Annotated in this window: 12 protein-coding genes and 1 pseudogene; 12 read left to right on the top strand and 1 reads right to left on the bottom strand. The window is 59.8% G+C overall.

From position 1 onward, the window contains the following. Window positions 1-251: 251 nt before the first annotated feature. Window positions 252-938: pseudogene (locus tag WM40_RS22955) on the top strand (3'-5' exonuclease); the annotation flags it as partial. A 255-nt stretch (window positions 939-1,193) separates the two neighbouring features. Further along, entirely contained in the window at window positions 1,194-2,711 is a 1,518-nt protein-coding gene (gene rlmD, locus WM40_RS22950) for a 23S rRNA (uracil(1939)-C(5))-methyltransferase RlmD (protein WP_024902959.1), read from the top strand. Window positions 2,712-2,923: 212 nt separating this feature from the next. Here the strand turns inward: rlmD and WM40_RS22945 are convergent, their stop codons facing one another. Further along, window positions 2,924-3,628: a Bax inhibitor-1/YccA family protein gene (locus WM40_RS22945; RefSeq protein ID WP_024902958.1), complete on the bottom strand. Its 705-nt coding sequence runs from the start codon at window positions 3,626-3,628 to the stop codon at window positions 2,924-2,926. 261 nt (window positions 3,629-3,889) lie between these two features. Here WM40_RS22945 and ndk point away from each other — a divergent pair, with 261 nt between their 5' ends. The 10 genes from ndk to hflX all read left to right on the top strand — a co-directional run. Then, entirely contained in the window at window positions 3,890-4,315 is a 426-nt protein-coding gene (gene ndk / locus WM40_RS22940) for a nucleoside-diphosphate kinase (RefSeq protein WP_024902957.1), read from the top strand. Window positions 4,316-4,648: 333 nt separating this feature from the next. After that, the gene (gene rlmN, locus WM40_RS22935) at window positions 4,649-5,863 is read left to right on the top strand and encodes a dual-specificity RNA methyltransferase RlmN (protein WP_024902956.1); all 1,215 of its coding nucleotides are present in this window, start codon (window positions 4,649-4,651) and stop codon (window positions 5,861-5,863) included. Between the two features lie 148 nt (window positions 5,864-6,011). Continuing rightward, window positions 6,012-7,148, top strand: coding sequence for a helix-turn-helix domain-containing protein (locus WM40_RS22930; RefSeq protein ID WP_162199117.1), 1,137 nt, complete (start codon window positions 6,012-6,014; stop codon window positions 7,146-7,148). A 96-nt stretch (window positions 7,149-7,244) separates the two neighbouring features. Continuing rightward, window positions 7,245-8,546, top strand: a complete 1,302-nt coding sequence (ispG, locus tag WM40_RS22925; RefSeq protein ID WP_024902954.1) for a flavodoxin-dependent (E)-4-hydroxy-3-methylbut-2-enyl-diphosphate synthase — start codon at window positions 7,245-7,247, stop codon at window positions 8,544-8,546. A gap of 12 nt (window positions 8,547-8,558) precedes the next feature. Then, a complete protein-coding gene (gene hisS / locus WM40_RS22920) occupies window positions 8,559-9,881 on the top strand; it encodes a histidine--tRNA ligase (protein WP_024902953.1) in 1,323 nt (440 codons plus the stop codon). 74 nt (window positions 9,882-9,955) lie between these two features. Further along, the gene (locus WM40_RS22915; protein WP_046154102.1) at window positions 9,956-10,597 is read left to right on the top strand and encodes a YfgM family protein; all 642 of its coding nucleotides are present in this window, start codon (window positions 9,956-9,958) and stop codon (window positions 10,595-10,597) included. 129 nt (window positions 10,598-10,726) lie between these two features. After that, window positions 10,727-11,905: an outer membrane protein assembly factor BamB gene (bamB, locus tag WM40_RS22910; protein ID WP_082103135.1), complete on the top strand. Its 1,179-nt coding sequence runs from the start codon at window positions 10,727-10,729 to the stop codon at window positions 11,903-11,905. A 176-nt stretch (window positions 11,906-12,081) separates the two neighbouring features. Continuing rightward, a complete protein-coding gene (gene der, locus WM40_RS22905) occupies window positions 12,082-13,428 on the top strand; it encodes a ribosome biogenesis GTPase Der (protein WP_024902950.1) in 1,347 nt (448 codons plus the stop codon). Window positions 13,429-13,785: 357 nt separating this feature from the next. Next, window positions 13,786-14,037 (top strand): RNA chaperone Hfq, encoded by a 252-nt coding sequence (gene hfq, locus WM40_RS22900; RefSeq protein WP_024902949.1) that lies wholly within the window; start codon window positions 13,786-13,788, stop codon window positions 14,035-14,037. Window positions 14,038-14,137: 100 nt separating this feature from the next. Further along, window positions 14,138-15,314, top strand: a 1,177-nt coding sequence (gene hflX / locus WM40_RS22895; protein ID WP_157685914.1) for a GTPase HflX, incomplete at its 3' end; no start/stop codon positions are given.

The raw sequence follows: 15,314 nt of genomic DNA, 5'->3' as shown, positions 1-15,314 counted from the left end.
ATATTGAGACGGTGCCTGACGTGGCCGGCTTGCGTGCACTGGGTGATAGTGGTCCGGCTGGCGCGTCGGCGATGGCGGTTGAAGGGGCAGGCGGTGTGGGCGCCATGAGGAAAGGCATGCCGACGCGTCCTTCGCGGTCAGGTGACGATATCGTCGGCGAGGGCGATTCCGACCCTGATGCCGGAGCGGTCGAGGCGACAAGCCAGGGCTCGTCGGTCGTTGACGGAAGCACGCCGTTGTCGGCAATGGATGACGAAACGGTCGCGCAGCGCGCATTCGATGCGCGGCGTATCAAGACCGGTTCCGATTTTTTGCCGCACCATCTGCAACGCATTGTCGCGATTTCTTGCGTATTACGGGGAAGTAAAGGGTTCGTCGTGCGATCACTCGGTCAACCTGGCGATCCCGAGCCGGTGTTGATCGCGGCGTTTTTCGACATGATCGAGCGGTATGGTCCTGTGCTGGTGTCGTGGAACGGCGGCGGCTTCGACCTGCCCGTGCTGCATTATCGCGCGCTGATCCATGGCATCAGCGCCCAGCGATATTGGGACATGGGCAGCATCGACCGGGATGCCAAATGGAACAATTACATCAGTCGTTATCACTTCCGGCACACCGATCTGATGGACGTGTTGGCCGCATATCAGCCGCGCGCCAGTGCGCCCCTGGATGCATTGGCCAAGCTCTGCGGTTTTCCCGGCAAGATGGGCATGGATGGCTCCCAGGTCTGGTCGGCCTATCAGGCGGGCAAGATCGATGACATTCGGCATTACTGCGAAACCGATGTGGTCAACACCTACTTGATGTATTGCCGTTTTCAATTGATGCGTGGCGAGCTGTCGACGCTTGAATATCAGGACGAAGTGCAATTGGTCAAGGAAGCGCTCGCTGCGCGACCCGAGGCGCATTGGGCGGAATATCTGGCTGGTTTCGCTTGAAAACGCCGAGGCGCGCCGCGCGAACCGGGGCATGTATCTGGCGACCGCGCGAGGCCGACCATGTGGCCAGCATCATGCCAAATCCAAGGATAATGACAATACCCTTTAGAGGGCGTCTCAGTTACGCATACCGTCCGGCGCCGCATTCGCTTACAATCTCGCCTCTTCCCCACACTGCCGTGCATGACCGTTCCCGCGCGCCTTCGCGAATCAGCAAGCGTCCAGCGCAGGGGCTTGATGCCTGGGCGACCGAGAATGACCGTGCCTGAATCCCGTTCCGATTTGCCGACCCCTATCGCCCCCGCGCCCGTGTCGCCGGTTGGCGCCGCGCACGATGCTTCAGTGAAGCCAGTAAAGATGCGGCGTAATCGGCGTGAACGTGGCGGACAGACCGACGCCTCGCGCGTCCCGGGGGCGCTTGATACGATCATCGAGATCGACTCGCTCGATATGGAGGCCCGTGGCGTGGGGCGGTTGGTCGGCGAAGATGGCGTGCCGGGAAAAGTGGTCTTCGTCGAAGGCGCGTTGCCCGGTGAAAGGGTCATTTATTCGAGCTATCGCAAGAAACCGTCGTTTGAACAGGCGACGTTGACGAAGGTGCTGCGGCCAAGTGTGCTGCGGACAATGCCGAAATGCACTTACTTCGGGATCTGTGGCGGATGTTCGATGCAGCATCTGGATTTGCGAGCGCAGGTGGCCGTCAAACAGCGCGTGCTGGAGGATAACCTTCAGCATCTCTCGAAACTGAAGCCCGAGACCGTAATGCGCCCGATTCATGGTCCAGGTTGGGGCTATCGCTACCGTGCACGTCTGACCGTTCGCAACGTTGCCAAGAAGGGCGGTGTGCTGGTTGGATTTCACGAGCGCAAGAGCAGTTATGTTGCCGACATGACGCACTGCGAAGTGCTGCCGTCCGTGATTTCAGACATGCTGGTGCCGCTGCGGCATTTGGTCGCTCAACTTTCGATCTGCGACCGAATGCCGCAGATCGAACTGGCGATGGGCGCCACCGTTATCGCACTGGTGCTGCGCGTGCTCGAGCCGTTAACGCTGGATGACGAGGCGGCAATACGTGCGTTTGCTGACGTCCATGGCGTGCAATTCTGGTTGCAGCCAAAAGGACCCGACACGGTTGTGCCGTTCTATCCTGCTACGGATATCGACGCGACAGGGCTCGATTACGTCCTGCCCGAATTCAATATCCGGATGCCATTCCGTCCAACCGATTTCACGCAGGTCAACCACGCGATCAATCGCGTACTGGTCTCGCGCGCTTTGCGCCTGCTGGCGCCGACGTCGACTGATCGCGTTATCGATTTGTTTTGCGGCCTAGGCAACTTTACGTTGCCGTTGGCGCGTCTGGCCAGGGAAGTTCACGGTATCGAGGGTAGCGAGGTCCTGACCGCGCGCGCGCTCGATAATGCACGGTTAAACGGCGTGGATACACGCACGACATTTTCGTGCAGCAATCTGTTTGAGATGACAGTCAACGATTGGCGCGCGCTTGGTGCTTTTGATAAAGCACTGATCGATCCACCGCGGGAAGGCGCCCTGGCCGTGGCGAAGACGCTGGCGGAACTGGCGGTCGCTGGCGAAACGCATTTATTGCCTTCGCGTATTGTCTACGTGTCGTGCAACCCGGCCACGTTGGCGCGCGACGCGGGCCTGCTGGTGCACGAGGCCGGTTATCGGCTGAGGGGAGCAGGGGTGGTCAATATGTTCCCGCACACCTCGCATGTCGAGTCAATCGCCGTTTTCGAGCGCGACAAGTAACGCTTCGAACGTCAAACGCATGCAGCGACTGCGTGTTATTCCTCCAAGCCCCCGCGGCCCTGCTTACGCAACGGCCGGCCTGCATACATTGCCGACGCGTCCATCCCGTCCCGGCGTAAAACAAAGAGCCCACCCTCGTTGCACTACAGGGTGAGCTCTTCTGCCGTGTCCCGCCCCCGTGTTACGGGGGCGCTGGGGAAGCGTGCCTTTAGTTAGTTGCGGTTGCCGCCGCCGAAGATACTGAGGATGCTCAGCAGGCTGGTGAAGATGTTGTAGAGGTCGAGATAGATGGCCAGCGTGGCGGTGACGTAATTCGTTTCACCACCGTTGATCACACGCTGTACATCGACGAGCAGGAAAGCCGAGAAAATGACCAATGCCAGCACCGACACCGTCAGAACCAACGCCGGCAGTTGCAGCCAAATATTTGCAATCGACGCGACGATGAGGACGACCACCCCCATCATCAACCAACCCGCCAGCTTGCTGAAATCACGCTTCGACACCGTGGCGATCGTCGCCATTGCTCCGAAGACCACACCGGTGCCGCCAAACGCGAGCATGATCAGGGACGCGCCGTTCGCGAGCCCCAGTACCATGCCGATCATCCGTGACAACATTACGCCCATGAAGAACGTAAAGGCGAGCAGCAATGCGACCCCTATGCCACTGTTCTTGTTTCGCTCGATCGCGAACATCAGGCCAAAGGCCACCGCGAAGAACAGGATCACCGTCATCATCGGACTAGCCGCGGCGAACGCGGTGAAGCCCGTGACGAGACCCAACCAGGCGCCGAACACCGTCGGAACCATGGACAACGCCAGCAGCCAGTACGTATTGCGCAGTACGCGGTTACGGACCGTGACGGTGCTGACCGAACCGCCGCGACCGAAATCGTAATTCCGGAAATCGCTCATTTCCTTCTCCTATGGCCGGATGCCCAAAGCATTCCAGCGAAACTTGCGGACCCGCGCCAGCGCGGTCAACGCGCGGCTCGGGGCTTATTCAACGCCATCCTAACACCGTGTATCTTTGCGCGTGCACTGCTCGAACGTCAATATTTCTACCAAATATTACAGTACTGAAAGGTTTTGTGCAAAAGTCGATCTCGTGTTCTGTCCCATGCTATAATACGAGATTCATTTTCTTACCTAACTTATTCATTTCGTGGAGTTTTCATGGCTATCGAGCGTACTCTGTCCATTATCAAGCCGGACGCGGTGGCGAAGAATGTGATCGGACAGATCTACAGCCGCTTCGAAAATGCCGGTCTGAAGATCGTTGCATCGCGTATGGCGCAGTTATCGCAAGCCGACGCTGAGAAGTTCTATGCTGTACATGCGGCGCGTCCGTTTTTCGGCGATTTGGTCAAGTTCATGATTTCGGGCCCGGTGGTCATCTCGGTGCTGGAAGGCGAAGGCGCAATCTTGAAGCACCGTGACCTGATGGGTGCGACGGATCCGAAGAAGGCGGAGGCCGGCACGATCCGGGCGGATTTCGCGGACAGCATCGACGCAAATGCCGTTCACGGTTCGGATGCGGCGGAAACCGCAGCGGTCGAGGTCGCCTTCTTTTTCCCGGAAATCAACGTCTACTCGCGTTGATTATGGCAAATGGATCGGGGCGAGCGGCGCTGTGCAATGCCGCATGCGCCCCGGTCCACTTTTGATGAGCGGCTGCGTCAGACGCGCGCGCAGCGTCCGCTCATTGGCGGGCATGGTGTGAAAGTAACGCGGTGTCGCGTGTTTCACATCTTTGGCCGTATAGCAAGACCTGGCTTTGCCGCTGCCCGCCGCGGCGACGCTTTCAAGGCGCTGTTGCGGCGTATGGTGGTTCCTATTTTTCGCGGTGGTTTTTACGACCGACCGCAGGCAACATGTAGGCGTTCCGCGCGCGTATCGATGCGGGATGCGTCGTTCTCCGTGCAGGTGTTCCCAATGACTGAACAACGCGGCGCGCAAGCGCCTGTGAATCTCCTCGATTTTGACGCCGCTGATCTGGTCGCTTACTGCGACTCGCTTGGCGAAAAAGCGTTTCGCGCAAAGCAATTGCAGCGCTGGATTCACCAGGGTGGTGAGTCCGATTTCGAAAAAATGACCGACCTTGCGAAGTCGTTGCGCGCCAAACTGGCTTCGCGCGCGACAATCGCGAAACCGCAGGTGGTGCAGGACCATATTTCCCTGGATGGGACGCGCAAGTGGCTGTTGGACGTGGGCGCGGGTAATGCGGTCGAGACCGTCTATATTCCTGAAACATCCCGGGGCACGCTTTGCATTTCGTCGCAGGCCGGCTGCGCGGTGAATTGCCGTTTTTGTTCGACAGGTAAGCAGGGTTTCAATCGCAACTTAACGACCGGTGAAATCATCGGTCAGCTGTGGATGGCTGAGTTCGCGGTTCGCGAAGCCCGTGCGCTCGCGCGGGCCGAAGCTGTTGCGCAAGGCATGTCGGTGCCCGAGGAGGCCGCGGACGCCCGCGCCGTGACGAACGTTGTCATGATGGGAATGGGCGAGCCGTTGCTGAATTTCGAGCCTGTGGTCAGCGCCATGCGCTTGATGCTCGACGATAACGCTTATGGTTTGTCTCGCCGTCGCGTAACCCTCTCGACATCCGGTGTGGTGCCGATGATCGATCGGCTCGCGTCCGAGTTGCCGGTTGCGCTGGCGGTTTCGCTGCATGCGCCGAACGATGCCCTGCGCGATGACCTGATTCCATTGAATCGTAAGCACCCGTTGCGCGAACTGATGGCTGCTTGTCAGCGCTACCTGAAGGTCGCGCCCCGGGAATTCATTACGTTCGAATATTGCATGCTGGACAACGTCAACGACTCGCCGACACATGCGCGCGAGCTGGTCGCGTTGACCCGGGATGTGCCGTGCAAGTTCAACCTGATTCCGTTCAATCCGTTTCCTGATTCAGGATTGAAGCGTTCGCGTGCCGACCGCATCAAGCGCTTCTCCGACATTTTGATCGAAGCAGGCGTCATCACTACCATCCGCAAGACGCGCGGCGATGATATCGATGCCGCTTGCGGCCAGTTGGCGGGAGAGGTGCAGGATCGTACGAGATTGGCGCAGCGGATGGGGCGTATCGTGCCCATACAAGCGGCGAGCGCGGGGAGGACGCTACCGGCGATGCCGGCACATCCGGTATGATGCGGTTCGCGGCTGTGCGCCCGCGTGGGATAGAGTATCGCCGTAACGATTGACATGCTGCGGCGCGGCGGCGGCGCTTGTTGAAAGGGCTGCCTGCCTTGAGTGTAACGCGGTAGGGATTCGGAACTCTTGGATGCAGGATTTGCGGATGGATATGAACAGAGACGATGGCATCGTGCCGAGCACCGGCGCCGGGGGCGTGCGCGAGGCAGCACCCCCGGTGGGAGCTTCGACGGGCGGTACCGCGGCCGCGAATGCGGCGGCAGCCGTCGGCGAGCGGCTGGCCGCGGCCCGCCTCGCGAAGGGTCGATCCATCGATGAAATGGCATCGCGTTTGAAAGTTGGGACGTCCAAGATCGAAGCCTTGGAGCGTGGGAATCTGGGGGCGCTCCACGATGCCGCGTTCTCTGTCGGTTTGACGCGCAGCTACGCAAAAGTGCTTGGCATCGATCCGGGCCCCCTGGCGGACGCATTGCGTGGTGTACAGACCCCCACGACTGATTTGTCGTCGTTGCCGCAGTCTTCGGGCAAGCCCGCAAGCATGCGCCGGGCGAACGTACCATTGAGCTGGAGCACGCGCAGATCGGATCGGCGCTCGTGGCTTTGGGGTGGCACGGCGGCATTCGTCGTGCTGGTGCTGCTTGTGGTCTGGCGCGCCGGCAATGAGCCGAATGGCTGGTTACAGAAAGTACGCGGTGACGCGAAGGCCGATATCGCCATGGCCAATCCGAATTCCGGAGGCCAGGTCGATGTTGGCGGCACTTCCACGCCAGCGTCAGGCGCGGTGATGTCGTCGTTGCCGTCGATCGTTGGTTCGTCGTCCGGTTCGGGTGAAGTCACGACTGGTGGTGGCGATGCCGGTGCGGCGTCGGGGGCGATGGCGAACGTCACTGCGGCCATGGCGGCGCCCTCGAATGCCTTGGCTGCGGCGGCAGCGGATACGGGGTCGGCCGCGGCTGCGACGCTGGCGGCGGTGTCGTCTCCCAGCGCCGGGGCGGCCCCCCAAGCGGCAGCCTCCGAGGTTGTCGTGCCGGCAGGGGCAATCCCGGTGACTATGACGGCGACGCAGGATAGCTGGGTCAGTGTCGTACAGGCTGACGGGCATATGGTGTTTTCAGGGATCGTGCATGCGGGACAGACGCAGCAGATGGAGGGGGTTCGGCCAATGCGCGTTACGATCGGTAATATCAGCGGCATGAGCGCTGTGACGCAGGATGGTCAGCCGGTGGATTTGACCCCTTATGCAAAATCGGGACGTAACGTCGCGCGGTTTACGCTGCGATAATGCTGTTCCGTAGGTGGATTGGGTGACGTGCGCCAAGGTGAAATGGACCGGCGGACGGCGTGCGGAACGACATTTTTGGACGAAGGTCCTATAGACATGCAGATCGATCAAGTTAGAGAGTTCGCGGGACCGGCACCACGCCGTCAATCGGTGGCGGTGGACGTGCGCTGGGCCGGTCGTCTGGTCACGATCGGCGGTGCCGCGCCGGTGCGTGTGCAGTCCATGACAAATACGGATACGGTCGATGCGATTGGCACGGCGATCCAGATCAAGGAATTGGCGCAGGCCGGCTCCGAGCTGGTTCGTATCACCGTCAATACGCCAGAAGCCGCGCAGGCGGTGCCGTATATCCGTGATCAGCTCGACAAGATGGGCGTGGACGTGCCGCTCGTCGGTGATTTCCATTACAACGGTCATTTACTGTTGACCAAATATCCGGACTGCGCGGACGCGCTGTCCAAATACCGGATCAACCCTGGCAATGTCGGGCACGGGGCGAAGCGTGATACGCAGTTTGCCCAAATGATCGAGGTTGCGTGCAAATACGACAAGCCGGTACGGATAGGCGTCAACTGGGGCAGCCTGGATCAGGATCTACTTGCGCGGATGATGGACGAAAACGCGCTGCGCGCGGAGCCATGGGATGCGAAAAAGGTAATGTATGAAGCCTTGATCGCCTCCGCACTCGGCTCGGCGCAAGCAGCGGAGGATGTCGGGCTAGGGCGCAATCGCATCATCCTGTCCTGCAAGGTCAGTGACGTGCAGGATCTGATCGCCGTCTACAGTGAACTGGGCCGACGCTGCGACTATGCGTTGCACCTTGGCTTGACCGAGGCCGGCATGGGATCGAAGGGCATCGTCGCATCCACTGCTGCGTTATCGGTGCTTTTGCAGCAAGGCATCGGCGACACGATTCGCGTGTCGTTGACGCCGGAGCCGGGTGGCGCTCGCACCGGTGAGGTCGTGGTGGCGCAGGAAATTCTTCAGACGATGGGTCTGCGATCGTTTACGCCGATGGTCATCGCATGCCCGGGTTGCGGTCGTACGACCAGCACCGTGTTCCAGGAACTGGCATCGAAAATTCAGACGTATCTGCGCACGCAGATGCTGACGTGGCGCGAAACCTATCCGGGCGTGGAAAAGATGCAGGTCGCTGTGATGGGCTGCATCGTCAACGGACCAGGTGAGTCGAAACACGCGAATATCGGTATCAGTTTGCCTGGATCCGGGGAATCCCCGGCGGCGCCGGTCTTTATCGACGGCGAAAAGGTCAAGACGCTGCGGGGGGACCGGATAGCTGAGGAATTTCAGGTGATCGTCGATGAATACGTGGCGCGCAAGTATGGCGCCCACGCTGACGGTGCGAACGCCGCCACGGCAGCGGATGCAACCGTCTGAACAACACAAGATATGGCAGAGCAGAAGAATAAGTTGGAAAAACTGACCGGCGTAAAGGGGATGAATGATCTTCTGCCGGCGGACGCGCCGTTGTGGGCGTTTTTTGAATCGACGGTGCAGTCGATGCTGAAGTCGTATGGTTATCAGAATATACGGACACCTATCGTCGAGCATACGCAGTTGTTCACCCGTGGTATCGGTGAGGTGACCGATATTGTCGAAAAAGAGATGTACAGCTTCACGGACGCCTTGAACGGTGAGAAATTGACGCTGCGTCCGGAGAACACCGCTGCGGTTGTGCGTGCGTCGATCGAACACAACCTGCTGTACGATGGCCCGAAGCGGCTGTGGTACGTTGGGCCGATGTTCCGTCACGAGCGCCCGCAGCGCGGCCGTTATCGACAATTTCATCAAGTGGGCGTGGAAGCGTTGGGATTTGCCGGCCCCGACGCCGATGCCGAAATCATCATGATGTGCCAGCGGCTCTGGGACGACCTCGGGTTGACCGGTATCCGCCTCGAGTTGAATTCACTGGGCCAGGCGGAGGAACGCGCACGTCATCGCGCGGATTTGATCGCCTACCTGGAAAAGCATCAGGATCAACTTGACGAGGATGGTAAGCGTCGACTGTATTCGAACCCCTTGCGCGTGCTCGATACAAAAAATCCGGCCATGCAGGCGATGGTCGACGCGGCGCCCAAGCTCATCGACTATCTCGGCGAGGCATCGCTGAAGCATTTCGAGGGCGTTCAGCGCTTGCTGCTGGAGAACAATATCCCGTTCAAGATCAATCCTCGTCTGGTACGAGGACTTGATTATTACAATCTGACCGTGTTCGAGTGGATCACCGATCAACTGGGATCGCAAGGAACGGTGGCGGGTGGCGGGCGCTATGATCCCCTGGTCGAACAACTGGGTGGCAAGCCCGCGCCAAGTTGTGGCTGGGCCATGGGCGTTGAGCGCATTCTAGAGCTGCTAAAGGCTGCCGATCTGGGGCCGGAGCCGCAGGGTTGTGACGCGTATGTGCTGCACCAGGGTGATGAAGCGCGCATCAAGGCTTTTATCGCAGCGGAGCGGTTGCGGGATGCGGGATTCGACGTGATCCTGCATTGCAGTGCCGACGGTGCCAGCAGCAGCTTCAAGTCGCAAATGAAACGTGCCGACGCCAGTGGTGCCGCGTTTGCCGTGATTTTTGGCGAGGATGAAGTGGCCAACGGCACCGTCAGCGTGAAGGCGCTGCGAGCACCCGCTGGTGATGTCCAGGCGCAGCAGACGGTGGCTTTCGATGCGTTGGCGGAACATTTGATTGAACGAATCACGCGCGCCACGGACTAACGGGGCGGTTTGAATACGCGATAAGCCGGGCTTGACGGCCGGTTTCATTTTAATAAGCAAGTAATTGGCGGGCGATGAGCTATCACGACGAACAAGAGACGCTCGATAATCTGAAGGCGTGGTGGGCGCGCTGGGGCAATGCCCTGACCTGGGTGGTGCTGGCTGTCTTGGTCGTCTTGGCGGCTTGGAGCGGTTGGCACTATTGGCAGCGGCGTCAGACCACCGAGGCAGCTGCACTGTATGAGCAATTTCAGCAGGCTGTGTCGGCGAATCAGGGCGCGGGGGATGTGCCGCGTGTACGCCGTATCACTTCGGACATGACATCGTCTTTCGGCCGTACCCCTTATGCGCGGATGACGGCGTTGGGCGCGGCGGCCGTGTTGTATCGCGCGAAGGACATGGACGGCGCCAAAGCCGAACTGCAATGGGTAATCGACCACGGTGGCGACAGCAGCTATCAGCAGATCGCGCGTATCCGCCTGGCGGGTGTGTTGCTGGACCAGAAGGCGTATGACGCCGGGCTGGCGCTGCTGTCCGGCAAGGATGATGACGGGTTCGGTGCATTGCGCGCCGATCGCCGTGGCGACCTGCTCGCAGCCGCTGGCAAGCGCGACGATGCGCGTGTCGCGTACCGTGATGCCTTGAAGCAATTGGCATCGGACGATGCGTCGTCGCGCCAGATCGTGCAGTTGAAGCTGGATGCGTTGGGTGGCTGACCCGCGCCGGCGTTGTAATGCGCGGTGACTGTCTTACATCGCTTGTTTACCCGATTCTTTGCCGTTCGTGGCCTGTACGACCGGCACTTCACGGCACAATACGCTTTTTCTCGCGGAGCCCTCTCGATAATGCTGCACCTGAAGACTGTTACGACCCGGCGCACCGGATCCGCGATCGTTCGCACGACGTTGGTGGCGATGTCGATCGCCATCCTGGCCGCTTGTTCGTCGACCAAGGACCCGCGTCGCGTGCCGACGCCATTGACCGACTTCAAGCCGGTCATGGAGGTCAAGCAGGCATGGAAGGCGAGCGTCGGTAAGTCGAAGGGCTTCCTGTTCCAGCCGACAGTGGTGAACGGTTTTGTGTTTGCCGCCGGCAATAACGGCTCGGTAGCCAAGTTTGACGCGGCGAGCGGTCGCACCATCTGGCGTACGAAGCTCAAGGAATCCTTGACGGCCGGTGTGGGTGTCGCGGATGACGCCTCGCTGGTCGCGGTCGGTGCGCAGGACGGCTATGTCATCGTGCTCGATGCCGACGGCAATCGTGTCTGGAGTGGCAGCGTGGGTGGCGAGATATTGACGGCGCCATTGATCGGGCACAATCTGGTCATTGTCCGAACCGCCGACGGCCAGATTACCGCGTTTGACGCGCGCACCGGCGAGCAGAAGTGGGTCTATCGCAATCGCGCCGTGCCGCTGAATCTGCGGACGACGCTGGGCATGCGGTTCGCTGGTGCGAATGGCGTATTGGCGGGCTTCCCGGGCGGCTCGATCGCGGCGATCAATATCGACAGTGGCGAACCGTTCTGGCAATCGCCGGTATCGTTCCCGCAAGGCGTGACCGAGGTGGAGCGAATCAATGACGTATCGGGTTCGCCGGAATTGGTCGGCCGTCTGGCATGCGCCGGTAGCTTCCAGGGGCGTCTGGGCTGTTTTGATGTCGAAAATGGCCAGCCGGTGTGGGAACATCCGTTCTCTACGTATAACGGCGTTGCAGAGGATGCGCAGATGGTGGTGGCGGGCGACGACTTCTCCGTGGTCAGCGCATTCGATGCCAATAGCGGACGACCATTATGGGAAAACAAGGCGCTGCGCAGTCGCGATCTGAGCCGGCCCGTGTTGTTGGGGCACGCAGTGGTGGTGGGTGACTACAAGGGCTTCGTGCATTTTTTGTCTACGGAAAATGGCCAATTTATCGCGCGGATGAAGACTGATGGTAATCCGATCACGGCGCCTGCCGTTGTCTCCGGTGACACATTGATCGTGCAGACGTCCAGCGGCGATCTGTACGCTTTTCAGCCGCAGTAACGCGAGTAATACGCGGCGATACGCAATACGAATACGCAGTACGAACATGCAGCAACGCATCCGTGATGGTTGTATCGCCGGCGCATAGGGCGCGGTGCGGTGCCGGGTGCGTCGTGTCGACGGCCGCTGGCCGCCCCAGGGCGGCGCGACGGCCGTTGGCGTTTTGAGAGTGGATAATGAAACCCGTAATCACGCTCGTTGGCCGCCCCAATGTGGGTAAGTCAACGCTGTTCAATCGATTGACCCGCTCGCGCGACGCGTTGGTGGCGGATCTGCCGGGCTTGACCCGAGACCGCCACTATGGCGAAGGGCGCGCCGGCACGCGCGAAGGCACGCGGCCTTATCTGGTCGTCGACACGGGCGGCTTCGAGCCGGTGGCGAAAGAGGGCATCCTGTATGAGATGGCCCGTCAGACACGGCAGGCGGTGGAGGAATCGGACGTCATCGTATTCATCGTCGATGGACGCCTGGGTCTCGCTCCGCAGGACGCCGCTATTGCGACTTATCTACGCAAGAGCGGGCGGCCGGTATTACTGGTCGTCAACAAGGCCGAAGGCATGCGTTATTCGGCTGTTGCGACGGATTTCTACGAACTGGGGCTTGGCGACCCACGTGCGATTTCGTCCGCGCATGGAGATGGCGTGAATGAGTTGATCGAGGAAGCCCTCGATGTCGCCTATGCCGGTCGAGTGTCAACGGAAGAAGAAGCGGCGTCGCGCGGCATGAAGATCGCGATCGTCGGCCGCCCGAACGTGGGTAAGTCGACGTTGGTGAATACGCTGCTAGGTGAGGAACGCGTAATTGCCTTCGACATGCCTGGCACGACGCGTGATTCGATCTACATTGACTTCGAACGCAAGGGTAAGCCCTATACGCTGATCGACACCGCGGGAATCCGTAAGCGAGGCAAGGTCTTCGAGGCCATCGAGAAATTTTCGGTGATCAAGACGTTGCAAGCCGTGTCCGATGCGAATGTCGTTATCCTGCTGCTCGACGCGCGTCAGGAAATCAGCGAGCAGGATGCGCATATTGCCGGCTTTATCGTCGAGCAGGGGCGCGCCCTGGTCGTAGGCGTCAACAAGTGGGATGGGCTCGACGAATACATTCGTGAAAAAGCGAAAGGAGATCTTGAGCGTAAGTTGCGATTCCTCGGCTTTGCGAAACATTTTTTCATCTCCGCAACGGAGAAAACCGGCATTGGCGCAATGATGCATGCGGTCGATGATGCGTTTGCGGCGGCGATGGCGAAATTGCCGACGCCGAAGTTGACGCGGGCGTTGATCGAGGCTGTGGAGCATCAGCAACCGCGCCGCAAGGGAGCGATTCGTCCGAAACTCCGGTATGCGCACCAAGGTGGTCAGAATCCACCGATTATCGTGGTGCACGGTAATGCGCTGGATGCGATCACCGATTCGTATCGTCGTTACCTCGAAGGCCGCTTCCGCGAGACCTTCAAGTTGGTAGGGACACCGCTGCGTATCGAATTCCGTTCGAGCGACAATCCGTTTTTGAATAAGGATTAAAAACGCGCCCGCGGCAGTCGACGCGCAGGATCGCCTGGACCGGGTCGGACGAACGATGCGTCGGACGCGGTGCGGGTGGTGCGGCACCGTCTGATTTACGCGGTCGGTCCGGCGTGGACCGGTAGCGTGGCCGTATCGTGCGCCGGTAATGAAATACCCGATTCCTGCCGCTGCTGGCATCGAAAACCGCGGCTTTCGGCGCGCATGGATTGCCGTCCTAGCCGGCCGTATGGTGCCTGGAGCCCAGGTAAAATCGGATATAGTGGTGGGGACGGGTCGTCCTGCTTCCTCTGGTCGAAACTTCTAACGCCCGCTCCACCATTGAATTTAAACCCCGAAAACAACAGGGAGTCTGCTATGAGTCAAAACAACAAAGGGCAACTGCTTCAGGACCCATTTTTGAATGTCCTGCGCAAGGAGCACGTTCCCGTGTCGATCTACCTGGTGAACGGCATCAAGTTGCAAGGCCAGGTCGAGTCTTTCGACCAGTATGTCTTGCTGCTGAAAAACACCGTCACGCAAATGGTCTACAAACACGCTATTTCGACCGTCGTGCCTGCCCGTCCGGTCAACCTGCCAGCGCCGGCAGCCGGCACGCAGGCCGAGTAATCCCTGAACAGCGGCCTGTCGTACGACGTTGGTTTCGAGACAAGTTGAACGTTCGAACAACCAATATGCCGTACGGCTGCCGCGCGAGAGAACGGATAATTTGACACGCGCTGCACTCGTCAATCTGGATTTCGGCAAAGCCGATTTCCAGGCCAGCCTGGAAGAGCTGGCAATGCTGGCCACTAGCGCCGGCGCCGACCCTGTCGTCACAGTGACAGGAAAAAGGGCTAGCCCCGATCCCAAATTCTTCATCGGTAGCGGCAAGGCGGAAGAGTTGCGTCTTCTTGTCGCACACCATCATGTTGATCTGGTCATCTTCAATCATGCATTGTCACCGGCTCAGCAGCGTAATCTGGAGCAAGCGCTTGAGACGCGGGTCGTTGATCGTATCAGCCTGATTCTGGATATTTTTGCGCAACGCGCTAAAAGTGCCGAGGGCAAGGTTCAGGTAGAACTTGCGCAATTGCAGTATCTATCGACGCGTCTGGTGCGAGCGTGGACGCACTTGGAACGGCAAAAGGGCGGTATCGGCCTTCGCGGTCCTGGTGAAACGCAGTTGGAGACGGATCGCCGTCTGCTGGGCGAGCGTATCAAGTATCTCCGCGGGCGCCAGGCCAAGCTCGCGAGACAGCATGGAACGCAACGCCGCGCCCGGGAACGTAGTCAGGCCTTTTCCGTTTCGCTGGTCGGCTATACCAATGCCGGGAAGTCGACGCTGTTCAACGCCATCACGAAGGCCAAGACCTATGCCGCGGACCAGTTGTTTGCGACGCTGGATACCACCTCGCGCCGGGTATTTCTCGGTGACGCCGGCACGATCGTCTTGAGCGACACCGTCGGATTTATTCGGGATTTACCGCATACGCTGGTCGCCGCCTTCCGGGCAACGCTGGAGGAGACGGCCCAGGCCGATCTGCTGGTGCACGTCGTCGATGCGGCCAATCCGGCGCGCCTGGATCAGATTGACGAAGTCAACAAGGTGCTGAAGGAAATCGGCGCCGCGGATGTGCCGCAATTGCTGGTTTGGAACAAGATCGATGCCGTGCCGGAGCTCGATGATGTTAAGCTATTTGAAAGAAACGAATATGGTAATATTTCCCGCGTTTTCGTGAGTGCGCGTTCAGGCCGTGGTCTGGATGCCCTCCGGACTGCCATTACGGAGGCCGTGGTTGCCCGCGATCTGGATGCGCCTGAAGCACCGTCCGAGGAGGACGTGCGTTTCCGACACTCTGGGCCTGGTGCACGTCCTCCCGATTGGTCAGAGCCCGCGTCGCGTC

Origin of the sequence: Robbsia andropogonis, from assembly GCF_000970345.1 — a bacterium.
Classification (GTDB): Bacteria; Pseudomonadota; Gammaproteobacteria; order Burkholderiales; family Burkholderiaceae; genus Robbsia; species Robbsia andropogonis.
The sequence above is the reverse complement of the archived record's forward strand: the minus strand, read 5'-3'. Positions and strand labels throughout refer to the sequence as shown.